The 25,556-nt window shown below is 75.1% G+C and carries 25 protein-coding genes and 1 pseudogene; 11 read left to right on the top strand and 15 right to left on the bottom strand.

The features are described from left to right. Positions 1 to 189 precede the first annotated feature (189 nt). A pseudogene (locus ACFU9E_RS34850) lies at positions 190 to 1,128 on the top strand (serine hydrolase domain-containing protein). Positions 1,129 to 1,159: 31 nt separating this feature from the next. Here ACFU9E_RS34850 and galK read toward each other — a convergent pair. From galK to ACFU9E_RS34830, 4 genes are all read right to left on the bottom strand, one after another. After that, a complete protein-coding gene (gene galK, locus ACFU9E_RS34845) occupies positions 1,160 to 2,308 on the bottom strand; it encodes a galactokinase (RefSeq protein WP_380683249.1) in 1,149 nt (382 codons plus the stop codon). Positions 2,309 to 2,310: 2 nt separating this feature from the next. After that, on the bottom strand, positions 2,311 to 3,531 hold the full coding sequence (gene galT / locus ACFU9E_RS34840) for a galactose-1-phosphate uridylyltransferase (RefSeq protein ID WP_380683248.1): 1,221 nt from the start codon (positions 3,529 to 3,531) through the stop codon (positions 2,311 to 2,313). Between the two features lie 103 nt (positions 3,532 to 3,634). Further along, positions 3,635 to 3,961 carry a sulfurtransferase TusA family protein gene (locus ACFU9E_RS34835; RefSeq protein ID WP_380683247.1) on the bottom strand — a complete coding sequence of 109 codons (327 nt, stop codon included), beginning with the start codon at positions 3,959 to 3,961 and terminating at the stop codon, positions 3,635 to 3,637. Then, complete coding sequence (locus tag ACFU9E_RS34830; RefSeq protein ID WP_380683246.1) at positions 3,958 to 4,623, bottom strand: ArsR/SmtB family transcription factor; 666 nt, start codon at positions 4,621 to 4,623, stop codon at positions 3,958 to 3,960. The genes ACFU9E_RS34835 and ACFU9E_RS34830 overlap by 4 nt, the downstream gene beginning before the upstream one ends. Positions 4,624 to 4,748: 125 nt before the next feature. Here ACFU9E_RS34830 and ACFU9E_RS34825 point away from each other — a divergent pair, with 125 nt between their 5' ends. Then, positions 4,749 to 6,032, top strand: coding sequence for an MFS transporter (locus tag ACFU9E_RS34825; RefSeq protein ID WP_380683245.1), 1,284 nt, complete (start codon positions 4,749 to 4,751; stop codon positions 6,030 to 6,032). A 63-nt stretch (positions 6,033 to 6,095) separates the two neighbouring features. Then, positions 6,096 to 6,479: a zf-TFIIB domain-containing protein gene (locus ACFU9E_RS34820; protein ID WP_380683244.1), complete on the top strand. Its 384-nt coding sequence runs from the start codon at positions 6,096 to 6,098 to the stop codon at positions 6,477 to 6,479. A gap of 565 nt (positions 6,480 to 7,044) precedes the next feature. On the opposite strand, the gene ACFU9E_RS34815 is transcribed toward ACFU9E_RS34820, so the two are convergent. The 5 genes from ACFU9E_RS34815 to paaK form a co-directional block, all read right to left on the bottom strand. Next, positions 7,045 to 8,346: an MFS transporter gene (locus ACFU9E_RS34815; RefSeq protein WP_380683243.1), complete on the bottom strand. Its 1,302-nt coding sequence runs from the start codon at positions 8,344 to 8,346 to the stop codon at positions 7,045 to 7,047. A 155-nt stretch (positions 8,347 to 8,501) separates the two neighbouring features. Then, positions 8,502 to 8,870 (bottom strand): ArsR/SmtB family transcription factor, encoded by a 369-nt coding sequence (locus ACFU9E_RS34810; RefSeq protein WP_380683242.1) that lies wholly within the window; start codon positions 8,868 to 8,870, stop codon positions 8,502 to 8,504. 53 nt (positions 8,871 to 8,923) lie between these two features. Continuing rightward, positions 8,924 to 9,925: a tyrosinase family protein gene (locus ACFU9E_RS34805; RefSeq protein WP_380683241.1), complete on the bottom strand. Its 1,002-nt coding sequence runs from the start codon at positions 9,923 to 9,925 to the stop codon at positions 8,924 to 8,926. A gap of 1 nt (position 9,926) precedes the next feature. Continuing rightward, positions 9,927 to 10,340 carry a hypothetical protein gene (locus ACFU9E_RS34800; RefSeq protein ID WP_380683240.1) on the bottom strand — a complete coding sequence of 138 codons (414 nt, stop codon included), beginning with the start codon at positions 10,338 to 10,340 and terminating at the stop codon, positions 9,927 to 9,929. A gap of 129 nt (positions 10,341 to 10,469) precedes the next feature. Next, complete coding sequence (gene paaK, locus ACFU9E_RS34795) at positions 10,470 to 11,828, bottom strand: phenylacetate--CoA ligase PaaK (protein WP_380683239.1); 1,359 nt, start codon at positions 11,826 to 11,828, stop codon at positions 10,470 to 10,472. A gap of 219 nt (positions 11,829 to 12,047) precedes the next feature. Here paaK and ACFU9E_RS34790 point away from each other — a divergent pair, with 219 nt between their 5' ends. Both ACFU9E_RS34790 and ACFU9E_RS34785 read left to right on the top strand, forming a co-directional pair. Beyond that, the gene (locus tag ACFU9E_RS34790) at positions 12,048 to 12,992 is read left to right on the top strand and encodes an ATP-binding cassette domain-containing protein (protein WP_380683238.1); all 945 of its coding nucleotides are present in this window, start codon (positions 12,048 to 12,050) and stop codon (positions 12,990 to 12,992) included. Continuing rightward, the gene (locus tag ACFU9E_RS34785; protein WP_380683237.1) at positions 12,989 to 14,608 is read left to right on the top strand and encodes a hypothetical protein; all 1,620 of its coding nucleotides are present in this window, start codon (positions 12,989 to 12,991) and stop codon (positions 14,606 to 14,608) included. Before ACFU9E_RS34790 ends, ACFU9E_RS34785 begins: the two co-directional genes overlap by 4 nt. Positions 14,609 to 14,620: 12 nt before the next feature. On the opposite strand, the gene ACFU9E_RS34780 is transcribed toward ACFU9E_RS34785, so the two are convergent. Further along, entirely contained in the window at positions 14,621 to 15,358 is a 738-nt protein-coding gene (locus ACFU9E_RS34780; RefSeq protein ID WP_380683236.1) for a hypothetical protein, read from the bottom strand. Between the two features lie 94 nt (positions 15,359 to 15,452). On the opposite strand from ACFU9E_RS34780, the gene ACFU9E_RS34775 reads away from it, so the two are divergent. After that, positions 15,453 to 15,800, top strand: a complete 348-nt coding sequence (locus ACFU9E_RS34775) for a GntR family transcriptional regulator (protein ID WP_380683235.1) — start codon at positions 15,453 to 15,455, stop codon at positions 15,798 to 15,800. Next, on the top strand, positions 15,797 to 16,786 hold the full coding sequence (locus ACFU9E_RS34770) for a DUF1648 domain-containing protein (protein WP_380683234.1): 990 nt from the start codon (positions 15,797 to 15,799) through the stop codon (positions 16,784 to 16,786). Before ACFU9E_RS34775 ends, ACFU9E_RS34770 begins: the two co-directional genes overlap by 4 nt. A 106-nt stretch (positions 16,787 to 16,892) precedes the next feature. Here the strand turns inward: ACFU9E_RS34770 and ACFU9E_RS34765 are convergent, their stop codons facing one another. Next, positions 16,893 to 17,720: a LysR family substrate-binding domain-containing protein gene (locus tag ACFU9E_RS34765; protein ID WP_380683233.1), complete on the bottom strand. Its 828-nt coding sequence runs from the start codon at positions 17,718 to 17,720 to the stop codon at positions 16,893 to 16,895. A 58-nt stretch (positions 17,721 to 17,778) separates the two neighbouring features. On the opposite strand from ACFU9E_RS34765, the gene ACFU9E_RS34760 reads away from it, so the two are divergent. Then, complete coding sequence (locus ACFU9E_RS34760) at positions 17,779 to 18,213, top strand: DUF5997 family protein (RefSeq protein ID WP_380683232.1); 435 nt, start codon at positions 17,779 to 17,781, stop codon at positions 18,211 to 18,213. A 250-nt stretch (positions 18,214 to 18,463) separates the two neighbouring features. Next, a complete protein-coding gene (locus tag ACFU9E_RS34755; RefSeq protein ID WP_380689850.1) occupies positions 18,464 to 19,150 on the top strand; it encodes a transglycosylase family protein in 687 nt (228 codons plus the stop codon). Between the two features lie 43 nt (positions 19,151 to 19,193). On the opposite strand, the gene ACFU9E_RS34750 is transcribed toward ACFU9E_RS34755, so the two are convergent. Further along, positions 19,194 to 19,610, bottom strand: coding sequence for a cupin domain-containing protein (locus tag ACFU9E_RS34750; protein ID WP_380689848.1), 417 nt, complete (start codon positions 19,608 to 19,610; stop codon positions 19,194 to 19,196). 281 nt (positions 19,611 to 19,891) lie between these two features. On the opposite strand from ACFU9E_RS34750, the gene ACFU9E_RS34745 reads away from it, so the two are divergent. Together ACFU9E_RS34745 and ACFU9E_RS34740 are read left to right on the top strand one after the other, a co-directional pair. Beyond that, positions 19,892 to 20,221 (top strand): hypothetical protein, encoded by a 330-nt coding sequence (locus ACFU9E_RS34745; protein WP_380689846.1) that lies wholly within the window; start codon positions 19,892 to 19,894, stop codon positions 20,219 to 20,221. Continuing rightward, positions 20,191 to 20,997, top strand: a complete 807-nt coding sequence (locus ACFU9E_RS34740; RefSeq protein WP_380689844.1) for a GNAT family N-acetyltransferase — start codon at positions 20,191 to 20,193, stop codon at positions 20,995 to 20,997. The genes ACFU9E_RS34745 and ACFU9E_RS34740 overlap by 31 nt, the downstream gene beginning before the upstream one ends. Before the next feature lie 62 nt (positions 20,998 to 21,059). Here the strand turns inward: ACFU9E_RS34740 and ACFU9E_RS34735 are convergent, their stop codons facing one another. From ACFU9E_RS34735 to ACFU9E_RS34725, 3 genes are all read right to left on the bottom strand, one after another. Then, the gene (locus tag ACFU9E_RS34735; RefSeq protein ID WP_380689459.1) at positions 21,060 to 22,373 is read right to left on the bottom strand and encodes a M64 family metallopeptidase; all 1,314 of its coding nucleotides are present in this window, start codon (positions 22,371 to 22,373) and stop codon (positions 21,060 to 21,062) included. 89 nt (positions 22,374 to 22,462) lie between these two features. Then, positions 22,463 to 24,364: an amino acid transporter gene (locus tag ACFU9E_RS34730; protein ID WP_380689462.1), complete on the bottom strand. Its 1,902-nt coding sequence runs from the start codon at positions 24,362 to 24,364 to the stop codon at positions 22,463 to 22,465. 338 nt (positions 24,365 to 24,702) lie between these two features. After that, on the bottom strand, positions 24,703 to 25,556 hold an 854-nt coding region (locus ACFU9E_RS34725; protein WP_380715657.1), incomplete at its 5' end, for an HAD-IC family P-type ATPase.

Below are 25,556 nucleotides of genomic sequence, written 5' to 3'. Positions count from 1 at the left end.
GGTTCGGCGGGGGCGCAGGCGCGGGGCGGGCCCTGGGCACTCCGGGACTGCAGGACTCCGGGACTCCGGGACTCCGGGGCTCCGGGACAACTCCGGGAAGGCTCGGCCCGCAGGATGACCCCCTCCCGCCCGGTGCGGCGGAGGCTGGTGCGACGGGGGACGAGCGCCACGCGGAGCTCGGAGGAACGAATGACGTACAACGGCAAGGCGGTTCGACGCGCCGCGGCCGCGGTGGCGGTGGCCGGCGCGCTGACGGCGGGGATCGCGCAACCGGCGACGGCCGCGGGCGGGCGCGCGCACACGGCCACCAGGGCGGCGATGGAGCAGGCCGTCCGGTCCGGCGAGCTGCCCGGAATGATCGCCGCCACCCTGGACCGGAAGGGAAGTTGGTCGGCCTCGGTCGGGGTGGCGGACACCACGACGGACCAACCCCGGTCGACGCGGGAGCGGTTCCGGATCGGGAGCGTGACCAAGCCCTTCGTCGCGACGGTGGTGCTCCAGCTCCAGGCCGAGGGGCGGCTCGACCTGGACGACACCGTGGAGCGGTGGCTGCCCGGCCTGGTGAGCGGGAACGGGAACGACGGCTCGGCCATCACCCTCCGCCGGCTGCTCAACCACACCAGCGGCGTCTTCGACTACGGCGACGACCCCGGGATGGGCGCCAAGCTCTTCACCCCAGCCTTTCTGACCAGGCGTTAAGAGCGTGCCCGGCACCGCGACCGACCTTCCCCGGCCGCACGCGCGCGGCTACTCGAAGCTGTTCGGCGGCTCGGCGACACCCCTGGACGCCACCGAGCTCAACCCCTCGATGGCCGGCTCGGCGGGCGAGATCGTCTCCACCACCGCCGATCTGACCCGGTTCCTCTCCGCCCTGCTGCGCGGACGGCTGCTCCCCCCGGCCGAGTTGGAGGAGATGACCACTCCCGGGCCGCACGACAGCGGCGGGCTCGGCCTCGGCTCCGGGACGCTCTCCTGCGGTGTCACCGTCTGGGGGCACGACGGCGGCATCCACGGGTCGTCGACGCTGGCGCTGGCCACCCGGGAGGGCGGCACGTGCTGGCGCTCAACGCCAACGCCGACTGGTTCCGCGACAAACTCCCCCTGGCCGAGGCCGAGTTCTGCGGTTGAGCGACCGAACCCGGCCCGCCCGCCGGGGGCGTCAGGCCTCCCGGCGGGCCCCCTCCGACGGGACCGCCCGGTACACGTGCGGCTCGGCGTACCCGGCCGCCGCGAAGGCCTCGACCACCGCCGCGGCCACCGTCTGCGCCTTCTCCGCCGACACCAGGGCGATCACCGAGCCGCCGAAGCCGCCGCCGGTCATCCGCGCACCGAGGGCCCCGGCGGCGACGGCGGTGTCGGCCGCGAGATCGGTCTCCGGGCAGGATGTCCGGTAGTCGTCGCGCAGCGAGGCGTGGCCGGCGGTGAGGATCGGGCCGAGCGCGGCCGGACCGTGCCGCTCCAGCTCCTCGACGGCCCGCTCGACCCGGTCGTTCTCGGTCACCACGTGCCGCACCAACGGGACCAGCTCGGCGGGCAGTTGGACGTAGGCCGCGGGCAGGTCGGCGGGGGCGAGGTCGCGCAGCGCGGGCAGCCCGAGCAGCGCGGCGGCCCGCTCGCAGCCGGCCCGCAGCGCGGCGTAGGCGCCGTCGGCGAGGTCGTGCTGCACCCGGGTGTCGAGGACCAGCAGGGTCAGGCCGGCGCCCGCCAGGTCGAGCGGCACGTGCCGGGCGGAGAGGTCGCGCGCGTCCAGGTGCAGGGCGGCCCCGGCGCGGCAGACCATCGAGGCCATCTGGTCCATGATCCCGCAGGGCACGCCGACGAACTCGTTCTCGGCACGCTGTGCGAGCAGGGCCAACTCCACGGCGCTCAGGCCGAGTTCGTACAGGTCGTTGTACGCGGCCGCGACGGCGCACTCCAGCGCCGCCGAGGAGGAGAGGCCGGCGCCGCCGGGCACGTCGCTGTCGAGCAGCACATCGGCGCCGCCCACCTCGTGCCCGGCCGCTCGCAGCGTCCACACCACGGCCGCGGGGTACGAGGCCCAGCCGGCCACCCCGCCCGGGGCGAGCGCGGCGACGTCCAGCTCCACGGTCTCGCCGGGCACCCGGGTCGAGACGAGCCGCAGCACCCCGTCGGAACGGCGCCGGGCGTACGCGCGCACGGCCTGCGGGATCGCGATCGGCAGCACGAACCCGTCGTTGTAGTCGGTGTGTTCGCCGATCAGGTTGACCCGGCCGGGGGCCGCCCAGACACCCTCGGGGGCGTGGCCGTAGAGCTCCTCGAAGGTGCTGCCGGGAGCGGTGCTGGTCATGGTCATCCCTGCGGTCCTCCGTCGGTCGGGGCGGTGGGGGCGGCGGTGGGCGCCGTGGCCGTGGGGGCCGTGGTGGGCGCGGCCTCACGCAGACGCCGGGCGGCGTCCTCCGGGGCGACGTCGTTCATGAACGCCTCCATCCCGGACTCGGTGCCGGCCAGGTACTTGAGCTTGTCGGCCGTCCGCCGGACGGTGAACAGCTCCAGGTGGAGGCCGAATTCGGCCTCCTCTCCGATCGGCGCCTGGTGCCAGGCGGCGATGTAGGGCGCGCGGACGCGACGGCCGCCGCCCGCCGGGTCGGTGAAGAGGTTGTCGAACCGGCGCAGCAGGTCGAGGTAGACGCGGCCGAACTCGGCGCGCTCGGCCTCGGTGAGGCGGGTGAGGTCGGGGACCCGGCGGTTCGGGTGGAGGTGGACCTCGTAGGGCCAGCGGGCGGCGAAGGGCACGAAGGCGGTCCAGTGCTCGCCGGCGAGGACGACCCGCGAGGAGGACCGCTCGGCGGCGAGCAGGTCCTCGAAGAGGTTGCGGCCGGTGGCGGCGCGGTGGCGGGCGGCCTGGTCGAGCATCCGGGCGGTGCGCGGGGTGGTGAACGGCAGCGCGTAGATCTGGCCGTGCGGGTGGGCGAGCGTGACGCCGATCTCGACGCCGCGGTTCTCGAAGCAGTACACCTGCCGGACGCCGGGCCGCGCGGAGAGGGCGGCGGTGCGGTCGGTCCAGGCGTCGAGCACCAGGCGGGCGCGGTCCTCGTCCAGGTCGGCGAAGGAGGCGTCGTGGTCGGAGGTGAAGCAGACCACCTCGCAGCGGCCGACGCCGGGGCGACGGCTGAGCACCGGATCCTCGTCGGCGGGCACCCCGGGGTGGGTGCCGGGCTCGCCCGCGAGGGACGGGAAGCGGTTCTCGAAGACCGCCACCTGGTAGTCGGCCGCCGGGATCTCGCTGAGCCGACCGTCACGGCTGGGGCACAGCGGGCACTCGTCGGCCGGCGGGTGGTAGGTGCGCGCCTGGCGGTGGGCGGCGATGGTCACCCAGGCACCGGTCAGCGGGTCGAGCCGCACCTCGGAGGAGGGCACGGCGGCGTCCAGCGGACGCCGGTCGGCGACCGTCCGGCCGGCGGGCGGTGCGCCCCGGTCGTAGTAGATCAGCTCACGGCCGTCGGCGAGTCCGGTGACGGTCCTGGTCGTCGCACCGGCCGTCCCGGTCGGGTCGGTCACCGTCGCGGGCATGACGTGCTCCCTCTCATGGGGCTTCCCTTCAACCACATGACCAAACAATATCGAACAGGATCCAACATGCACGCCATCGGGCCGGGTCGATCCGCGAACGGGGTCAGCCGGCCACCCGGTGCCAGGGGGCGCCGGGCCGGGTCGGCGCCGGATCCGCCGTGAGCCGCAGGGCGTAGACGTCCCGCCCGTCGGGGTCGGGCACCGGGCCGAGGTAGTCGTGGCCGGTGAGGTGGCACCAGGCGGGAAGGTCGAGCGGCGCCGCCGGATCGGTGCTGATCACGTGCACGACCGCCCCGGCGGGACGGCCCGCGATGTGCTTGCGCAGGTGCAGCAGCAGGGTGACGCAGAGCATGCCGGTGCCGTCGACGACCAGCGGACCGGGTCCGTCGGTTCCGGGTCCGTCGACCCCGGGGCCGGGAGCGGCGGTCATGCGGCGCCCTCCTCGACCGGGAGGGCCGCCAGCCGCCATTCGAGCATGCCGTCGGCGAGCCGCTTCGCGTCGCGACCGCGCGCGGCCAGCAGCCGCACGGCGTCGTGGGCGAGGACGCAGTTGGCGCCGCGGCAGTACGCGACGACCTCCACCGCGCCGGGCAGCTCGGCGAGCCGGGCCTCCAACTGGTCGAGCGGGACGGACAGGGCGCCGGGGATGTGCCCGGCGGCGTACTCCTCGGCCGGCCGCACGTCGATCACGGTGGCGGTGCCCGCCTTCACCCGCGCCAGCAGCTCCTCCCGGGTGAGGTGGTCGGTGTCCTGCGGCCCGAGGTAGGCGGCCCGGGCCTGCCCGGTGGCCGCGAGATGGGCGAGCGCGACCTGCTGGAGCTGCGCGTAGAGGGCGGCGACGTCGGCCCCGGCGAGGCGGTAGTGGATGCGCACGCCGTCGCGGCGGGTGACCACCAGCCCGGCCTGCTTGAGGGTCTGCAGATGGGCGGAGGCGGTGGTCAGCCCGAGCCCGGCGGCCTTGGCGAGGGCGTCGACGCTGCGCTCCCCCTGGGCGAGCAGATCGAGCAGCTCCAGGCGCTTGCCGTTGGACAGCGCTTTGCCGGTGACGGCCAGCGCGTCGAACAGCGCGGCCTTCCGTGCGGGATCTCCCAAGGCATTCTCCATAAATCCATGGATTATTGTAGAACCAGTCGGGTGGACCTGTCGCCCGGCCCGACACCGGATGTCCGACACCTGGATGCCCGACACCCGGATCAGCCCATTCTGGAGGACGGCCCGTGACCGCCACCCTGTCCACTCCCCGCTCAGCCGTCCGACTCGGGCTCCGCGCCAACCTCGCCCAGTTCACCCTGCTGGTCGCGGTCAACGCCCTGGTCGGCGGCATGCTCGGCCAGGAACGCACCGTCCTGCCCCTGCTCGCCGACCGCACGTTCCACCTCTCCGCCTACACCGCCGCGCTGACGTACATCGTCGCGTTCGGCGCGACCAAGGCCGTCACCAACTTCTTCGCGGGCGCCCTCTCCGACCGCTACGGCCGCAAGCCGGTGCTGGTCGCCGGCTGGCTGCTCGCCCTCCCGGTGCCGCTGCTGCTGATCTGGGCGCCGACCTGGGGCTGGGTGGTGTTCGCGAACGTCCTGCTCGGCGTCAACCAGGGCCTGACCTGGTCGACCACCGTCATCATGAAGATCGACCTGGTCGGCCCCGCCCGCCGGGGCCTGGCGATGGGCTTCAACGAGGCCGCCGGCTACCTCGCCGTCGCCGCCACCGCGATGGGCACCGGCGCCATCGCCGCGCACTGGGGGCTTCGCCCGCAGCCGTTCCTGCTCGGCATCGCCTACGCCGCCCTCGGCCTCGGCCTGTCCGTCCTCGCCGTCCGTGAGACCCGCGAGCACGCCCGCGCCGAGGCCGCCCTCCACCCGGCCCCCGCCAACCCCGACCACCACGGCGAGCTGACCACCGGCCAGGTAGCCCGCACCACCAGCCTCACCGACCGGGCACTCTCCTCGGCCAGCTGGGCGGGCATGGTCAACAACCTCAACGACGCCCTCGCCTGGGGCGTCTTCCCGCTGCTGTTCGCCTCCCACGGCCTGTCCGTCGCCCGGATCGGCCTGCTCGCCGCCCTCTACCCGGCGGTCTGGGGGCTGGGCCAGATCCTCACCGGCTGGTGGTCCGACCGGATCGGCCGCAAGCACCTGATCACCGCCGGCATGCTGCTGCAGGCCGTCGCCATCGGCCTGGTCGCCGCCGGCACCACCTTTTCGGTGTGGGCACTCGCGCAGATCCTGCTCGGCGCCGGCACCGCGCTGGTCTACCCGACCCTGCTCGCCGTCATCGGCGACGTCGCCCACCCGGCCTGGCGCGCCCGCGCCGTCGGCGTCTACCGCCTCTGGCGCGACGGCGGCTTCGCGGTCGGCGCCCTCCTCGCCGGAGCCCTCGCCGACGCCTACGGCGTGACCACCGCCATCTGGGCGGTCGCCGCCCTCACCGCCGCAGCGGGCGCGGTCGTCGCGGTGCGGATGTACGAGACCCACCCCCGCCCGGCCCGTGGCGAATCCGCCTGAGCGGGCGACTCGGCCGGCGAATACTCGCTGGACCGGCCGCGGAGCGGAGCCGATAGTGGAGCGATGTGCTTCCGTCGCATCAGTTCGAGCCGGCACTTCGTCTGCCCGCCCTGCCGCGCATCCTTCAAGAAGCGCGACGCGAACGACGACCACGTGAACCGCTGCCCGCGCTGCCGGGGCTCCCTGATCGACGCCGGCCACGACCTGGAGGTCCCCCGGCGCACCGACACGGCCGGGTGGCGGGCACTCACGGTCGTGCTCAACGCGGGCATCACGTTCCACTCCTCCTGCTGCGAGGGCCCCGGCTGGCGACCGCGCACCCCGCGCGAGGTGCGGGAACGCCTGACCGCGGCGGCGAGAAGCGGCACCCCGATCCGCAAGGCCCTCACCACGGCGACCCCGGCCGACCTCACGGTCAGGGAACGCCCACCCCGCAGACCCCGCTGACCCACCGGGAAGGCACGCAGCCGCTCACCCGGTGACTCGCGAGCGGCCCCGACCACCGGCGCCTGCACGCGGCAGAGCACCGCCCGGCCCCGGGCGGCCCGGTCGTGAGCAGAGTCCTGGGGCGCGCGAGCCCCGCAGCCACCGAGGCAGCGCGTGCCGGGGCCCGGTCCGACGGCAGCGGAGCGAAGCCGTCGGAGCCGTGGGTCGCCGGTACCGACGCTCCGGCCAACGGTGCCGCAGCCGCGGGCCACACCTCCCCCGAAGCCACCACCGGACAGCGCGGAACGGCTCCATGGGCGCCCTCTCGTCGGGGTCGGAGCGCCAGCGCGGGCGCGACGGAGCCCTCCACCACCCGCGCGGCGCGGGCTTTCGGGCCGTGTCGGGACCACGGCACGGCCCGACGGTCCCTCACCGGCCCGAGCGCGGGCGGGCCCGGGGGATCGTCCGGGCCCGGACGCCAACAGGCGTCGGGAAGCGGTGGCATGCGGGCCCGGGCGTCAGCAGGCGGCAGGACGGGCCGAAGCGGGAGGGGCGGGAGGGGCGGGACAGGGTCCGGCCCCCGACGTCAGCGGGCAGCAGGACGGCGGCGGGGGCGGGCGCCGAGGAGAGGCGGGACCGGGTGCGGGGGCCGGGCGGGGGGCCAGGTGTGGAGGGCGAGGGTGGCCGCCGCGAGGGCGAGGGCGCCGAGGGCGAGGGTGGCGGCGGGGAGGCCGGCGGTGGCGCCGAGCCAGCCGGCCAGGGGGTAGGCGAGCAGCCAGCAGCCGTGGGAGAGCGAGAACTGGGCGGCGAAGGCGGCCGGCAGGTCCGCCGTCGGCACGGCGGAGCGCAGCAGGCGGCCGCCCGGGGTGAGGATCAGCGAGCCGGCCGCGCCGAGCCCGGCCCACAGCGCGAGCAGCGCGGGCCAGCGCCATCCGCCTCCGCCCTCCGTCGGCCCCGCCGCGGTGACCAGGGCCAGCGCGGCGAGCAGGCCCACGACGGCGAACGCGGCGGGCAGCATCACGGCGCGGTCGGTGACCCGGTCCAGCACCCGGGGCAGCAGCAGCGCCACCGTCATCGACCCGGCGCCGTACGCGCCGAGCGCGAGCGGCACGTCGGCCGCCGGCCGGCCCAGTTGCTCGCGGACGTAGACGACGGTGTTGACGATCACCATGGCTCCGCCGGCGGCGACGGCGAGGTCCAGGGCGAGCAGCGCCCGCAGGCGTGGCACGGAGAGGAAGAGCCGGATCCCGGCCAGCGAACGTGAAGCAAGCGCCCCGCCCGGCCCGCGCGCGCCGCCCGGCCCGGCCGAGCCGGCCACGCCGCGGGGCAGGACCACCGAGACCACCAGGGCGGCGGAGCCGAGGAAGCCCGTCACCGTCCCCCAGAAGAGCCAGCGGTAGCCGACCAGCGCCAGCAGCCCGGCGGCCAGCACCGGGCTGACCAGGCTCTCGGTGTCGTAGGCGAGCCGGGACAGCGAGAGCGCGCGGGTGTAGTCGCGTTCCTCGGGCAGGACCTCCGGGACGACCGACTGGAACGCCGGGGTGAACGTCGCCGAGGCCGCCTGCAGGGCGAAGATCAGCAGGTAGACCTGCCAGACCGAGCCGACGAACGGCAGCCCGAGCGCCACCCCGGCGCGCGTCAGGTCGGCGGCGACCAGCAGTCGGCGCCGCGGGATCCGGTGCGCGAGCGCGGCGACGACCGGGGCGATCCCCACGTAGGCGACCATCTTGATCGCCAGCGCGGTGCCGAGCACCGAGCCGGCGTCGGCCCCGGCCAGGTCGTAGGCGAGCAGGCCCAGCGCGACGGTGGCCAGGCCGGTGCCGGCGAGGGCGACCACCTGGGCGGTGAACAGGTGCCGGTAGGTGCGGTTGCGGAGGACGGAGAGCATCGGGGACTCCGTTCGGACTCGGCGCGCGGGCCGGGGCATCCCGTTCGGGCTGCCGTCCCTCCAGAATAGGCCAACATGTGCATACCTGTGCACATGTTGAGGACGGCAATCCACCGGCGATCCACCCGGCGGTACGACGGTGGACCGCCGCGCGCTCAGTCGTGCGGGGGCAGCCCGCTGATCTGGTGGTCGGCGACGCTCAGCGCCTCGTGGACCAGCCGCCGCAGGTGTCCGTGCCGCAGCGTGTACACCACCCGCCGTCCGTCCTTTCGGGTCGACACCAGCCCGGCCAGCCGCAGCTTGCCGAGGTGCTGGCTGACCGACGGGCGCGCCGCGCCGGCCGCCTCGGTCAGCGTGGTCACGTCCGCCTCGCCCTCGCTCAGCCGCTGGAGCAGCGCGAGCCGGGTGCGGTCGGCGAGCAGGGCGAGGATGCCGGCCGCCACGTCCAACCGCTCGTCCAGCCGCCCGTCCGCGCCGGAGTGCTGCGATACATGTGCACCTGATACCTGGACGCTGCCGCTCATGGCCTCAGCTTAGGGCGTGTCCGGCGACTTCCCGCCGGGCCCGCGTCCCGGCCTCAGGGCAGTACGTCGTAGGTGTAGACGGCGGTCGAGTCGAGGACGGACTCCGGCGTGGCGGAGGCGCCGAGCGGGGAGACGATCGGGTCCTTGAGACGGTGGCCCCGCAGCGAGGCCGGCGCGGACTGGTCGGGGAGGTAGTGCCGCCCGTTGCGCCGCATCCAGCCCTCCCAGATCCGGTCGATGTTGCAGTGGTGCAGGTAGAACGCCGGCTCGTTGGGCGAGGAGGCCAGGCCCATGTCACGGCCGATGTAGACGTGCACCAGATTGTGCAGGCCGAAGGGGTTGAACCCCTCCAGGCGGTTGCGGAAGCCCTCCGAGCTGACGTCCCACGGCGCGAAGTCGTAGACGGCCAGGTTGGGGTCACCGGTCACCGGGTCGGTGTCGTACGCGGCCGTGACGTCGGCGGCGGTCGGCAGGTTGGGCGCGTCCACGCCGAGGGCCCGGCGCAGACCGCGCGGCGGGCGGTTGATCAGCGTCAGCATGGAGTTGACGTCGATCCGGACGCGGAACGCGTCGGGATCGCCGGGGTTGGCCGGGTCGACACCGAACGGGCCGTCGGTGACCGCGCCGCCGGCGGCCGGGGAGCCGGTGCCGCCCATGCAGGTCGGTTTCCAGAAGTCGCTGTCCGACGGGCGGTCGAGCGCCGCGTCCGCCGTCCAGTCCCAGTAGGGCAGGCCGAAGGACGGATCGCCCAGGACGCGCTGGAGGTTGACCTCCAGCAGGCCGAGCATGACCCGGTGCCAGGGCAGGAAGATCGGACCGCGGTGGGCGGCGTTGCGGACGTCGGGGTCGCCGCCGGGCGGGACGGCGGTGCGCATCGACATCACGTGCCAGATCACGAAGAGGTCGTAGGTGCGGACCTTCTCCGCCGGACCGGCGATGCCGAAGTCGGCGGTGGTGAAGGTGCTCTGCTCGCGTTTGAGCAGGTTGACGCCGGAGGTGTAGGCATCGCGGACGGCGGGGTCGGTGAGGATGTTCCTCCGGACGACGGCGGCCATCTCAACCACCTCCGTGCCCGTGGCCGTGGCCGCCGCCCATGTCCATGCCCGTACCCATGCCCATGCCCATGCCGGTACCCGTGCCGGACCCGGAGCCGGCCGCGCCCGTGAACTCGTCGGGATAGTTGTCGATCAGCGCCTTCACCGCGTCCAGCGCCGAGAGGAACCGGTACGCGGGCAGCGCGTGGCAGTGCACGGTGCCGTTGTCCTCCACACCGATGTGCGCGCCGATCGGGCGGCCGTCCACGGTGATCTCGTACCTGGTGGTGACGACGATCCGGTGCTCGTCGTACAGCGTCGTGCGGACCGTCGTCGCGGGCCCCATGTGATGGGCGGCCGGCGGGCGCGGCAGGCTGCTGAGGTAGCCACCGAGCTTCGCCGGAGTCGCGGCGGCGGCCAGGCCTTCTGGGTCCATGGCTGACTCCCGGGCTGAGGGCGGCCCCGGGCGTGCCCCGGAGCACGGTTCTCCCGCCTCCCACCGTCCCGCAGAACCGTCCGCCGCGCGCGGCGAGTCGGCGTTCCCGCAGGTCGGCCGCCCTCCAGGTCAGTTCTCCCGGAGGTCCGCGATCCGGCGGATCTTGCCGACCGAGCGCTCCAGGCTGTACGGGTCCACCACCTCGACGTCCACGCTCACCCCGACCCCGTCCTTGACGCCCCGCGCGATCTCCGCGGCGGCCGCGGCCCGTTGCTCGGGCGCGGCGTCCGGGCGCGCCTCGACCCGCACCGTCAGGTGGTCCAGCCGGCCCCGACGGGTCAGCCGGAGCTGGAAGTGCGGCGCCACGGCGGGCACCCGCAGCAGGACCTCCTCGACCTGGGTCGGGAAGAGGTTGACCCCGCGCAGGATGATCATGTCGTCGCTGCGGCCCGTCACCCGGGCCATCCTGCGGAAGGCGGGGCGGGCCGTGCCCGGCAGCAGACGGGTGAGGTCGCGGGTTCGGTAGCGGATCACCGGCAGCGCCTCCTTGGTGAGCGAGGTGAAGACGAGTTCACCGCTCTCGCCGTCCGGCAGCACGTCGTCGGTCAGCGGGTCGACCACCTCGGGGTAGAAGTGGTCCTCCCAGATGTGCAGGCCGTCCTTGGTCTCCACGCACTCCTGCGCGACGCCGGGCCCCATCACCTCGGAGAGGCCATAGATGTCGACGGCGTGGAGGTCCATCCGCCGCTCGATCTCGGCGCGCATCTCCTCCGTCCACGGCTCGGCGCCGAAGATGCCGACCTTCAGCGAGGTCGACCGCGGGTCGACGCCCTGCCGCTCGAACTCGTCGAGCAGGGTGAGCAGGTAGGACGGGGTGACCATGATGATCTCGGGGCGGAGGTCCTGGATCAGCTGGACCTGGCGGGCCGTCATGCCGCCGGACGCCGGGATCACCGTGCAGCCGGCGCGCTCGGCGCCCGCGTGCGCGCCCAGGCCGCCGGTGAACAGGCCGTAGCCGTAGGCGATGTGCACCGTGTCGCCGGGCCGCCCGCCGGCCGCCCGGATCGAGCGGGCCACCACATCGGCCCACACGTCGAGGTCGTGCTCGGTGTAGCCGACCACGGTGGGCCGGCCGGTGGTGCCGCTGGAGGCGTGGATCCGGCGGACCTTCTCCTTCGGGACCGCGAACATGCCGAACGGGTAGGTGTCGCGCAGGTCGGCCTTGGTGGTGAAGGGGAAGCGGGCGAGGTCGGCGAGGGTGCGGCAGTCCTCGGGGGCGACGCCGGCCGCGTCGAACTTGCGGCGGTACAGCTCGACCTCGTCGTAGGCGTGGCGCAGCGTGGCCCGCAGGTGCGCGAGCTGGTGCGCGCGCAGCTCCTCGCGGGTCATCCGCTCGCCGGCGTCCAGCAGTCCGTCCGGCGGCGCCTCGCCCAGCCGCACCGTCCCGGGTGCCCCGGCTCCGCCCGGATCCGCCGTTCCGCCGCCCATCGCGCCTCCCTCCGGCAATACCGACCGATCATTCGGTCGGCACTCTCGACGGGGCCAAGTAATCCAGTACCCGAACCACCTGTCAAGGGTCGGCGCGCGTCAATCCGCGTCCTTCGTCAGGGCCGATCTCTGCCGAACGGCAGATGGCAGGGGCCCGCCGACCAGGAAGGCTCATCGACGTCACCCACCGTGAACGTACCCGCTGGAAGAGCCGATCGCATGAGCCGACCCGACCTCCGCCCCTCCTCCCGGACCGAGGACCCGCCGTACCTCGAACTGACCGACGTCAGCAAGGTCTACCGCGGCGGCAAGCGCGCCGTCGACGGCCTCTCGCTGCGGCTCGGCCCCGGGCTGCTCGGCCTGCTCGGACCGAACGGCGCGGGCAAGTCCTCGCTGATGCGGATCGTCGCCACCGTCACCCGGCCCACCTCCGGCCGGCTCACCTACCGGGGCGCCGACGTGCTCGCCGGACCCGAGCGGCTCCGCCGCGAACTCGGCTTCCTCCCCCAGGACTTCGGCGTCCACCCGCAGCTCACCTCGCGCGAGTTCCTCGGCTACCTGGCCGCCGCCAAGGGCCTCTCCGCCCGCTCCGCCCGGGCCCGGATCGACGAGCTGCTCGCCCTGGTCAACCTCACCGAGGCGGTGCGCCGCCCGCTGGGCGCCTACTCCGGCGGCATGCTGCGCCGGGTCGGCATCGCGCAGGCGCTGCTGGGCGACCCGCGCGTCATCGTCGTCGACGAGCCCACCGCCGGACTCGACCCGGAGGAACGGGTGCGCTTCCGCAACCTGCTGAGCGCGCTCGCCGAGGAGCGGGTGGTGCTGCTGTCCACCCACATCGTCTCGGACGTCGAGTCGGTGGCCGGGGACATCGCGGTCGTCGCCGACGGGCGGCTGCTGCGCCGGGGCAGCCCGGAGGAGCTGCTGCGCGACCGGAGCGGACGGGTGTGGGAGGTCCTGGTGGACGCCGGGGCGGTCGCCGCCGTGCAGGCGCGGTACGTGGTGAGCCGGATGGTGCGCACCGGCGACGGCCGGGTCCGGCTGCGGCTGCTCGCGGACGGTTCGCCGTTCGCCGACGCGGTGCCGGTCGCCCCGGACCTGGAGGACGCGTACCTGGGCCTGGTCCGGCCCGCCGCCGTCAACGACCGCCCGGAGGTGCGGCGATGAGCACGACCACCCTCGCCGCCGGCCGTGCCGGGGCGCCCGCCCGGCTCTGGCGGCTCGCCCTCGGCGACTTCCGGGACCGGGTCCGCCGCCCCGTCTACGCGGTGACGCTGCTGGCCGCCGTCGGCCTCGGCCTGCTGGCCGTCCCGCCCGCCGACGGGCACTGGGCGGTCCTCGCACTGGGCCGCTACCGGGGCGAGTACACCAGCGCGTACGTCGGCACCGCGACCGCGCTGGCCGGCGCGCTCTGGCTCACCATCGGCGGCTTCTACGTGGTCCGCAAGGGGCTCGGGCGCGACGAGGAGACCGGCGTCGGCCAGCTCCTCGCCGCGACGCCGCTGCGCACCGTCGAGCTGCTGCTCGCGAAGTTCCTCGGCAATCTGCTGGTCCTGGCCTCGATGCTCGGCGTGCTCGCGCTCACCGCGCCCGCCCTGCAGCTGGTCCGCGGCGAGGACCGCTCGCTCGACCCGGCCGCCCTGCTGACGCCCTTCCTGGTGCTGACCCTGCCGCTGCTCGTGGCGACGGCGGCGCTGGCCGTGCTGTTCGAGACGGTGCCGCTGCTGCGCGGCGGGCTGGGCAATGTCGTCTGGTTCGCCTTCGCCCCGGCCCTGCTGATCGCCGGGGAACGGCCCGGCGCCCCGCTCGGCGGGCTGGGCCTCGGCCCGGTGGCCACCTCGCTGCGGGACACCCTGGCGGCGCGCGGGGTCGACCTCGGCGGCGAGGAGTTCAGCCTCGGTCTGACCAGAGTGGACACCCCGCTGGAGCCGTTCCCCTGGGACGGCGTGGGCCCGGACGGCGACTTCCTCGTCCAGCGGCTGCTGCTGGTACTGCTCGCGGTGGCGATCGCCGCCCTGCCCGCGCTCTGGTTCGCCCGCTTCGACCCGGCGCGCCGGGCGTCGGCCGAGCGCAAGCCGCTCCTGGGCGGTGGCGAGGAGGTGCCGGCGCCCGCCGCTCCCCCGGTGCTCGCGCCCGCCCTGCCCGCCGCCGCCCCGGCCCACGCGGGGACGGGCCGCGGCTTCGGCCGCCTGCTGCTCGGGGAGGCCCGGATGCTGTTCGCCGACGCCTCGCGCTGGTGGTGGCTCGCCGCCGCCGGTCTGGTCGTGGCCGGCCTCGCCGTCCCGCCGGACACCGGGGCGGGCGCGGTGCTGCCCGCCGCCTGGATCTGGCCGGTGCTGATCTGGTCGCGCCTCGGCAGCCGCTCGGCCGAGTACGGCCTGGAGGCCCTGCTCGGCGCCTACCCGGCCGCCCGCGCGCGGCTGCTCGCCGAATGGGCCGCCGGGGTCCTGCTCACCGGCCTGGTCGGCGCGGGCGTCCTGGTCCGCCTCGCGGCGGCCGGCGACGCGGCCGGGGTGGCCGCGTGGTCGGCCGGCGCGCTGTTCGTCCCCTCGCTGGCCCTCGCCCTCGGCACCGTCTCCCGTTCCCACCGCCTCTTCCAGGCCCTCTACCTCCCGCTCTGGTACCTGGTGGTGAACCAGGTCTCCGCCCTCGACTTCATGGGTGCGGTCCGCCGCGCCGGCCACCTCGCGGGCCCCTCTCCGATCCTCGTCACCGCCCTGGCACTGGCCCTGCTCGCCACCACCCTGGTCGCCGCCTCGGTCCGCCGGGCACTGCGCGGCTGATCACGCGGCTGATCACCGGTCGGCGGCGATCGCGTCGGCGACCGCGAAGTCGGCCTCGCAGACGGGGCAGACCGCGCGCCCGAAGACGTACGTCAGCACCCCGGCGACCTCGCCCCGGCCGTCGGCGAGCGCGAGGTCGTGCAGGCGCCGGCCGAGGCCGTCGAGCTCGGCCGGGGCCGCGGGGCGCAGCGGACGGGTCTCGACCTCCGCGTCCGCCGGCGCGTAGTCCTCGGCGGTCGAGAAGAACCCGGACTCGCCGAGGGCGAGGTACAGGTCGGCCTCGCAGCCCGGACACCCGATCTGGAACTCCTCGTTGACGATCCCCCGGGCCGGCTCCTCGCTCCAGCCGGGGACGCCTTCGAGGCCCAGCAGGGCTTGCAGGAGATGCACGTAGTCGGCGGCGTCCGCGCCGCCCCTGAGCTGCCGGTTCGCCGCCGCCAGCAGGGTGGCGGTCTCCACCGCGAACCGCGAGCGGACCTCGCCCGCCCCGTGGTCCTGCCCGGCCCCGGCCATGATCGCGCCGGCCAGGACCACGGCGTCGACCTCCTGCTCCCGGTCCCCGCACCCGGCCCGCGCGGCCAGCCAGGGCAGCGCCGCGAAGCTCGCCGGGTAGACGGTGCCCTGGTGGCACAGCGCCGACCACAGGTCGCTCCACAGGTCGGCGGTCGGCGCCACGACGAGCCGGTCCAGCAGATCCGGGATGTCGTCGGCGGGGCCGTAGGCATGGGTGAGTCGGGACCAGTCCGTCATACCCGGATCCAACCAGCCCGGTGGGCCCGGCCCGCGGACCGGGGGTCGCCGTCCCGTGGCAGGACGCCAGTATGGTGCTACTGTCACTAGCACCATGTTGCTGAAGCTGGAGGCCGGCGACCCGCGGCCGTTGCACGAGCAGGTCGCGGGAGCGATCCGACGGGCCGTCGGGGACGGCGAGTGCGAGCCTGGCGAACGGCTGCCTCCGGCACGGGAGTTGGCCGCGGCGCTCGGGGTGAACGCGAACACGGTACTGCGGGCGCTGCGGGTGCTGCGCGACGAAGGGGTGCTGGAGTTCCGGCGCGGGCGCGGCGTCACGGTCGTCCAGGGCGCCGACCGGCGTGCCGAACTGCTGGACTCGGTGCGCCGGTTGGTCGCGGACGCGGCGCACGCGGGCTTCGGCCGGGAGGACGTCGTCGAGATGATCAGGGGGCTGGAGTGAGCAGGGATTCGCGGCGGGACGGCCGACACGGCGGGCAGGCGGCGGTCCGGGCCGTCGGGGTGCTCGGGGTGCTCGTGCTGCTGCTCGGGCTGCCCTGGATCGCCCGGGGCCGGCTGCCGGAACCCGTGGCCACGCACTGGAGCGGGGCCCACCCGGACAACTCCTCGTCGCTGACGGTCGCCGTGCTGTTCCCGGCCGGAGTGTGGGTGGCCGGGGCCGCCGCGGCGGAGGTCGCCCGGTGGCGCGGCGGGGAGCAGGCGCGGCTCTGGTCCGCGGTCGCAACGGCCTTCGGGGGTGCGTTGCTGACGGGCATTCAGGCTTCGATCGTCTCGGCCAATCTGGATCGCCCGAGCTGGCAGGAGGCCCGGCCGGTGGGCGCCGAGGTGGCGCTGGTCCTGGCGGCGGCGGTCGCGGCCGGCCTGGTGGCCTGGTGCCTCGCCCGGCGCGGCGGACCGGCCCCGCGCCCCGTGACGGCCGCCGAGAGGCCGCAGCTCGAACTCCCGGACGGGCAGCGCGCCGTCTGGCTCTCCCGGGCGGCCAACCCGTGGCTGGGCCTGCTGGCCGCCGTGACCGGACTGGGCGCGGCGGGCTCGGCCCTGGCCGGGTTCGCCGGGCTGGGCTCCCCGGCCTGGGCGGCGACTGTCCCGCTGGCCGTCGTCGCGCTGGCGGGGGCCACCTGCTCCTCGGTGCGGGCCCGGGTCACCGAGCGGGGCCTGACCGTGGCGTTCGGCCCGCTCGGCCGGCCGTCCCGGCACTGGGCTCCGGAGCAGATCGCCTCGGCCTGGGCCGAGCAGCGCTCCCCGGCCCAGGTGGGTGGCTGGGGCTACCGGATGAGCGGTCTGGGCACCACGGTGATGCTCCGCCGCGGCGAGTGTCTGGTGATCCGCCCCCGCAGTGGCGCGGACTTCGCGGTGAGCGTGGACGACGCCGAGCGCGGCGCCGCCCTGCTGAACGCCGTGGCCGCCCGCCGGACCACCGCCGGGTGAGCCGGCCGACCGCCCCACCCGGCGGACGGGACCCCCGCCTCGGAGCAGGAAGTCGGCGGGTCCGACCTCCTACTCCGACCACCGGCGCGGACCCGCCCGCCCCCGATCACCCGCGGCGCTTCGGGCGGCCACGGCGAGCGGCCGCCGAACCACCGGAGGAGGTACCCGAGCCGCCGCGCGGGCGGCCGCCGCCGGTGGTGCGGCCCGCGGCCGGTCGGCCGCCGGTGCCCCTGCCCGTGTTCTTCGCGGCACCGCCGCCCTTGGCCGCACCGCCCTTCGTCGCACCGCCCTTGGCCTCGGCCGCGGGCTCGGCGGCGGTCCGGCCGCGGCCGCGGGAGCTGTTGACCGTCCGGCCGCGGACGATGCCGATGAACTCCTCCACCAGGTCGGTGGTCCGGTCCTCCGGCCAGGACAGCGCGACCCGGGACTGCGGGGCGTCCGTCATCGGCCGGTAGGTGAGGTCGCGCCGGTGGTGCAGGCGCGCCAGCGACTGCGGGACGAGCAGGACGCCGACATTGGCCGCGACCAGCTCGATCGCGTCCGCCGTGGTCGCCGGCCGCTCGACGGCGGGCCGGCCGGGCAGCTGCTCCCATTCGAGTGTGTCGTCGAGCGGGTGGAAGACCACCTCGTCGGCGAGGTCCTCGACGGTGGCCTCCTCGGCCGCCGCCAGCCAGTGGTCCTTCGGGAACACCACCACCGTCGTCTCGGTGTACAGCGGGATGGCGCTCAGGCCGGTCCGGTCGACCGGCAGCCGCACCAGGCCCGCGTCCGCGTCGCCCGCCCGCAGCGCGGGTTCGCCGTCGGCGGCGTCCACCGCGACCAGGGCGAGCGGAACGTCCGGCAGCCGCTCCGACCAGACGCGCGCCCACTTGCCGGGGGTCACGCCCGGGACGTACGCGAGCCGGAACGAGGGTGTCACCTGCATCTCTGTCACCCGACCAAGGCTACCGACCGTGACAGCCGGCCCCCGCCGCTCGCTTACCCTGGTCACCATGACATCGCTCAAGCAGAAGACCACGCAGACCATGAAGCCGGCGACGGCGGCGAAGAAGCTCGGGGTCTACCTCGGCGCCACCCCCGCCGACTTCCAGTCGGGCGTGATCTCCCGCGAGGAGCTCACCGCCCTGCAGTCCGAGCCGCCGCAGTGGCTGCAGGACCTGCGCCGCAACGGCCCGCACCCGCGGTCCGTGGTGGCGTCGCGACTCGGCGTCTCGGCGTCCGGCCTGGCGCGCGGCGGCATCACCGAGGCGCTCACCACCGCGCAGATCGAGGAGCTGCGGGACGAGAACCCGGAGTGGCTCCAGCGTGAGCGCACGATCCAGGCGGAGGTCCGCAGGGAGTCCGTCCGGGTCAAGGAGAAGCACGAGAAGGAGGAGAAGCAGCGAAAGCAGGCGGCCGCTGCGGCCGAGCGCCAGCAGGCCCGCTGACCTGCGGCTTCACCGTCTTTTCGAATACGCTCCACCCCGGCCCCCCGGCGTTCGCGCCGGGGGGCCGTCGTCTGCCGGCACGGCGGGGCACGGCGGGCTTCGACCGGGGGGCCGGTCGGGTGGTGGCGCGCGGCCGCCCGGGTGACCCGGCCGACGTGTCGGCGACGGATCGGTGCCCCCGGTGTGCGTCGGTGGGAACGCGCCGCTCCCGAGCGGCACACGCCCCTGTCCCCGGACCTGAGAGCCGCGCATGCCCCCCACCGCGCACCTGCGCCGACTGCTTCCGACCGCCGCCTGCACCCTGGCCGCAGCCGTCCTCGCCGCCCCCGCGGCGCACGCCGCGCCACCGGGTCAAGGAGGTGGGGCGGGCACCGAACGGGGGGCCGTGATCGACTGGGACCGGGTGGCCGCCTGTGAGAGCGGCGGCAACTGGAGGATCAACACCGGAAACGGCTACTTCGGCGGCCTCCAGTTCGACCAGCCGACGTGGCGGGAGAACGGCGGCCTCGCCTTCGCGCCGCGTCCCGACCTCGCCAGCCGCGAGCAGCAGATCGCCGTCGCCGACCGGCTCGCCGAACGGCGCGGCCTCAAGCCGTGGCCGGTCTGCGGCACCCGCGCCGGCCGCACCAGCGAACGGCCGCCGGTCGGCAGCCGGCCGGCCCACAAGCCACCGGCGCACCAGGAGCCGGCCCGCCAGGCCCCGGTCCGCCAGGCGCCGGCCGACGAGGAGGAGACCACGACCGGGACCCCCGCCGCGCCTCCCCCGGCCGACGGGTCGGACACCTGGACGGTGCGCGACGGGGACACCCTCGACAGCATCGCCGCCCAGCTCGGGATCGAGGGCGGCTGGCCCGAGCTGTACGAGCACAACCGCGCCGTGCTCGGCGAGGACCCGGACCTCATCCAGCCGGGGCAGGAACTCGTCCTGCCACTCTGAGCCGCACCGCCTGCCCGGCCCGCCCCGGGCCCGCGGCCACCCGTCAGTCCACCGTGGGCTGCCAGGGGCCGGGCTCGGGGCGGGCCTCCGTGGTGGAGCCGTCCGGCCAGGGCGGCACGGTCACCGCGACGATCCGTAGCGGGCCGGGGCTGTCCTCGTCGGCCCGGAACTGGAAGACCGTCCCCAGCGGCACCGAGACCGCCGTCCCCGCCCGCAGCACGTCCACGCTCTCCCGGCCGGACTGCCGCCGCCAGATCCGCCCGCTGCCGCCGATGACGTACCAGAGCTCCCGCACCGTGCGATGGGACACCGCCCTCGTCACCGCGCCGGGAGCGAGTTCGAAGACCGCCTGACTGCCGAGGCCCTCCAGCACCAGCAGCGGCCGGACGACGGCGCCGTCCGGGGCGCGGACGACCGGGGCGTCCTCGGTCTCGACGATGCGGAACGGCTGCTCACCCATGTGCGCCCGGCCCCTCTCGGCTCCGGCGGGCCCCCACCCGCCACTCCGGCGATGGGACCACACCCCCGCCCGTCCCGCCAGAGCGCCGTCGGAGCGTGCCCGTGTCCACGGCCGCCGACGGACCGGCCCGGCGCCCCGACCCCCGTCCGGGGCGCCGGCCACCATCACCTTCCCGCCGCGCCCTCCCCCACGGCTTGTCGTTTCCTGCGCGATCCGCACCCGCCCGCACCAGCCGCCGTCGGCAGTCCACCGCCGGTTCCCGGGTCGACGGCGCCGGGCTGATGCCGCCGTGGACGGAGTTGCGGCCGGCGCCGGTGTTCGGGCTGGTGATGGTGCGGCGCGGGATGTTCCGGGGGCGTGCCGACGGGGTCGACCAGGTGCTGGACGCGGCCTGCGTGTACGCCGAACGCGTGGGCGGTGAGCAGCAGTTCCTGCATCCGTGCGGCGGCGACCGGTACACCGAGCCGGTGCTCGCCGAGCCGCAGGTGGCCGAGCTGCTGGGCGGCGGCCGAGCGACCGAGCGACCGACCCTACGGGCCCGGCCGACCCGGTGGCGGGGCGGCGGGCGTAGGCTCGGCGGATGCCCCAGCACTCCCTCGCCGCCCCGCTGACCAGCCTGCACGACCGCGCGGCGCTCGCCGACCGGTTCGGCCGCGACCCGGAGCTGCACCTCTTCGAACTCGGCGATCTGGACGAGCCGTTCTGGTCGCACACCGCCTGGTACACCGCGTCGGCGGACGGCCCGGTGGCGCTGCTGTACGCCGTCGGGGAGGTGCCCACCCTGCTCGGCCTGGCCCGGCCCGAACGCGCCGGCGAGCTGGCCGGGCTGCTCCGGGCGATGCGGCCGGTGCTGCCCCGGCGTCTGCTCGCCCACCTCACCACCGGCGGGGTGAACGCCCTCGCCCCGGACTACCGGACCGAGCGCCGGACGGCGATGCTGCGGATGGCGCTCACCGACCGCGCCGCCCTCGCGCCCCACCTCGGACGCGGGGCCGGGCTGCTCGGCGCGGCGGACCTGCCCGACCTGCTCGCCCTGTTCGCCGCCGGGTACCCGGACAACTGGTTCGACGAGCGGATGCTGACCACCGGCCCGTACGTCGGCATCCGGGACGACACGGGCCGGCTGGTCGCCACGGCCGGGGTGCACGTGTCCTCCCCGGAACGGCGGGTGGCGGTGATCGGCAATGTCACCACCCACCCGGAGGCCCGCGGCCGGGGCCTCGCCGCCGCCTGCACGGCCCGCCTCTGCGAGCTCCTCGCGGAGGGCGGCGCCGCCCACATCGGCCTCAACGTCCGCGCCGACCACCCCACCGCCCTCCCCCTCTACCGCCGTCTCGGCTTCACCGCCGTCACCGGCTACGACGAGGCCGTGCTCACAGCGACCTGACGCCCCGCTCCCGCCCCCGCGCAGGAAGTCGGACCCGCCGACTTCCTGCGCCGACGGCCGGGTCAGCGGGTGACGGGCCAACTGAGGGTGGCGGTGAGGCGGGGGCGCAGAGCGGGGTCGAGGACGGCCGAGGTGGTGTCGGTGGCGGTGGCGGTGAGGGTGTGCCCGCGGCCGGGCGGGCCGGGGAGCGGGAGGGTGCGCAGGTTGACGTCGGTGCGGCCGCGCAGTTGCGGGAGCTCGCGCCCGTCCACCGACCAGGAGAGGGCGGTGCCGGCGACCGGGAGGTCGATGCTGAGGCGGTCGGCGCGGGTGAGCGGGGTGCCGGCCGGGGTGGGGCTGGTGAGCGGGACGGCGTGCCGGTAGAACCCGGCGATCATCGCCTCCCGCCCGGGCAGGTTGAACTGCCGGCCCAGCGAACGCATGATCGAGTTCTCGGTGGGCCGGTACAGCCCCTTGGGGAAGTAGCTGGCGCCCTCGTAGGCGCCGACCACTCCCCCGTCGGGCGAGGTCCGGCCGAGCCAGCGGTACCACTTGAGGTGGTCACGGGCCAGCCGGTCGGCGGTGTACATGCTGATGTTGGACACCTCCGGCTCGCCCTCCTCCGCCGGGTAGACGTCGTCACCGTCGTAGTAGTACTCGTCGGCGAGCTTGCCGACCGAGTGGCCGGTCTCGTGGATGGCGACCTGGCCGGCCCTCGGGTTGCCGCCCGCGACCGTGGCGATGCCGTCGTAGCCGAGCGGGGAGGCGACGTTGTAGCCGGCGCCGCCGTACTTGGCGGTGTTGGCGACGACGAGCACGAGGTCGGCCTCCGGCGCCTTGACGGCGTACTTCTCGACCGCGCCGGTGTCGACGCAGAGCAGGCGCTCGATGTCCTGGCACCAGAAGTAGGAGCCCAGCGCGGTGTGGCGGACGGTGGCCCGGTCCGGGTCGCCGGTGATGCCGGACTCGGCGGAGACGGTGGCGACGGCCCAGACGTTGAACAGGCCGCGGTAGGAGGCGTAGGGCTCGACGGAGCTCAGGTCCTGCCACTTGGCGGCGGCGTCGGCGCGGAACCTGTCCTGCTCGGCGGCGGTGTAGCCGTCGCCGATGACCACGACGTCGACCTTGCCCGCCGGTTCGCCGTTGCGCAGGATCGTGGTGACCTCGCCGTCCCCGGCGGCGGGCGCGAGTCCGGGCCGGCCGGCGGCCAGGTACGGGGAGGCCGCGGGCACGGTGGCCCGGCCGATCGAGCCGTCCTCGCCGAACACCTCGACGCCGTACCGGGCGCCGCCCGACGGCGGGGATACGGCGGCGGAGGCGACGGCGGGGGCGCTGCCGAGGGCGGCGAGGGCGAGGGCACCGGTGAGGGCGATCGAGCCGATCCTGCGATGGCGCACGGGCGTTGCTCCTCTGCGGGTGGGGCCGGTGGAGCCGCAATGTTAGGCAGCTGACGACCCGTCGGCACAAGCCCCAGGTCTCTGGGGGCTCAGCCGACGTGCACGCGCGGCCGGCGGGCCGGGTCCGGCTCGGCCTCGCGCAGGACCTCGCGGGTGACCGGCGCGACCTCGCCCTGGCCGAACAGGAAGAAGCGCAGGAACTGGGCGAACGGATTGCCCTCGGTCCACTCGAAGTAGATGTGCGGCTGCTGGCCGGTGCGGTCGCGCACGGCGAGCAGCAGCGCGGCGAGGGCGTTGGGCACGCTGGAGCTCTCCAGGCTGAGCAGCCGGTAGCGGTCGTGCAGCACCTCGCCGTGCACGGTGAGCACCGCCTCGAACTCGGACGGGTCGCGGACCGTCACCTCGACGAAGACCAGGTCGTCCTCGGCGGGGATGTCGTTGTGGGCGCGGATCTGCTGCTTCTTCCGCTGGTACTCGGCGAGGCCGCGGCCCTTCGGCTCGTTGGCGATCAGCCGCAGTGGACGGTGGGTGTAGTCGTGCACGAAGCGCTCGGCGGCCTCGTCGAAGACGATGTCGGTGACCCGGAGTTCGAAGGCGCGCTTGAGACGGGAGAGGAAGGAGAGCAGCATGATGGCCGCGATGAAGCAGGCGCCGATCTTCACGCCGTCCGGGCGCTCGGCGATGTTGAGGGCCGTGGTGTAGAGGAAGACGGCCGCGATGATCGCGAAGCCGATGGTCCAGCCGTGCTGACGGGCGGCGCGGGCCGCGATGGTGACGGCGATGGCGGCGGAGCTGATCAGCACCAGCACGCCGGTGGCGTAGGCGCCGCCCTGGGCGTCCACGCTGGCGTCGAAGATCCAGGTGACCAGGAAGGCGATCAGGGTGAGCACGATGACCATCGGCCGCACCGCCTTCGCCCAGTGCGGGGCCATGCCGTAGCGGGGCAGGTAGCGCGGCAGCAGGTTGAGCAGGCCGGCCATCGCGGAGGCGCCGGCGAACCAGAGGATGGCGATGGTGGAGAGGTCGTAGACACTGCCGAAGGTGTTGCCGAGGTACTCGTGGGCCAGGTAGGCCAGTGCCCGGCCGTTGGCCGGGCCGCCCGGCTCGAAGGCCGCCTTGGGGATCAGCAGGGTGGTGATGAAGCTGGTGGTGATCAGGAAGACGCTCATGATCAGGGCCGCGGTGGTGAGCAGCTTGCGGGCGCCGCGGATCCGGCCGACGGGGCGCTCCTCGGTGTCGTCCGGGTCGCCCTCGATGTGCGGCATGACGGCGACGCCGGTCTCGAATCCGGACAGGCCGAGCGCCAGCTTGGGGAAGACGACCAGCGCGACGCCGATCATCGCGATGACGTTGCCGTGCTCGGCGGTGAGCGCGTCCGCCCAGTCGCCGACCACGTGCGGGGACTTGAGGACGTGGTAGAAGCCGGTGATGACGACCACCACGTTGAGCGAGAGGTAGATCGCGACCAGCACGACCGCCAGCCCGATCGCCTCGCTGAAGCCCTTGAGGAAGACGCCTCCGAGCAGGGCGACGAGCACCAGGGTGATCAGGACCTGCCGGCCGGCCAGGGCGCTGTTCAGGTGCGGGTTCTCGACCAGGTGGGCGGTGGCGTCGGCGGCGGACAGGGTGATGGTGATCATGAAGTCGGTGGCGGCGAAGCCGAGCAGGGCGAGGACGAAGAGCTTGCCCTTCCAGAACGAGAGCAGGCGTTCCAGCATCGCGATCGAGCCCTGGCCGTGCGGGCTCTCCACGGCCACCCGGCGGTAGACCGGGAGGGCGCCGCAGAGGGTGACGACGACGAGCACGACGGTGGCCACCGGGGAGAGCAGGCCGGCCGCGAGGGCGGCGATGCCGGGCTGGTAGCCGAGGGTGGAGAAGTAGTCGAGGCCGGTCAGGCACATCACCCGCCACCAGGGGCGGCCCTGTTCGGCGGGGGCCTGGGCGTGCGGACCGGGGTGCTGCTTGGCCCGGTCGGAGAGGCCTTCCAGCAGCCAGGCACGGAACCGCTGTTCGCGCGGGGTGCCGCCGGCGACCGAGCCGGGGACCGGCGTCCTGCGGCGCGCGCGGTGGAAGCCGCCCGCGCCGTCCGTACCCGAGGAAGCCACCCTGCACCCCTTGTCCACGGCCCCGAATGCCGTCCGGCCGACGGCGCGGCGGCAGGGCGACAGGCTATGCGACGGGGTCGCCGACCTGCGGGAACGCCTCGGCGGTGTCCCCTCATCGGGCCAGCGCCGTCCGGACGTGCGGGAGCCCCCGGAACCGGCTGGTTCCGGGGGCTCCCCGGTCGGCGGCCCAGAGACCGGCGGGACCGGGCTCGGCGGCCGGGCGGTCAGCGGAAGGTGCGCAGCCGCAGGCTGTTGCCGACCACGAAGACCGAGGAGAAGGCCATCGCCGCTCCGGCGATCATCGGGTTGAGCAGGCCGGCGGCCGCCAGCGGCAGGGCGGCGACGTTGTAGCCGAAGGCCCAGAACAGGTTGCTCTTGATGGTGCCGAGGGTCCTGCGGGAGAGCCGGATGGCGTCGGCGGCCGAGCGCAGGTCGCCGCGGACCAGGGTGAGGTCGGCGGCCTCGATGGCGGCGTCGGTGCCGGTGCCCATGGCGAGGCCGAGGTCGGCCTGGGCGAGGGCGGCGGCGTCGTTGACACCGTCGCCGACCATCGCGACGACCTTGCCCTCGCCCTGCAGCCGCTGGACCACCGCGACCTTGTCCTGCGGCAGCACCTCGGCGATCACGTCCTCGGCCGGGATGCCGACCTCGGCGGCGACCGCCTCGGCGACCAGCCGGTTGTCACCGGTGAGCAGCACCGGCCGCAGGCCGAGGGCCCGGAGTTCGGCGATGGCCTCGGCGCTGGTGGGCTTGACCGCGTCGGCGACCTCCAGGACGGCCCGGGCCTCACCGTCCCAGCCGACCGCGACGGCGGTGCGGCCGGCGGCCTCGGCGGCGCGCTTGGCCCCGGCGAGCGCGGCGGGCAGGTGCTGCGACCACTCGGCGAGCAGGGCCTCCCGGCCGGCGACCACCGCGTGGCCGTCCACCACACCCTGGACGCCCAGGCCGGGGACGTTCTCGAAGCCCTCGACGGCGGGCAGGGCGCCGAGCTTCTCGGCGGCCGCGCCGGCGACGGCGGCGGCGATCGGGTGCTCGGAGGCGTGCTCCAGGGCGCCGGCCAGGCGCAGTGCCTGCTCCT

Source organism: Kitasatospora sp. NPDC057595, assembly GCF_042800875.1.
In the GTDB taxonomy this organism is placed as follows: domain Bacteria; phylum Actinomycetota; class Actinomycetes; order Streptomycetales; family Streptomycetaceae; genus Kitasatospora.
This window is presented reverse-complemented; position numbering and strand designations above follow the sequence as displayed.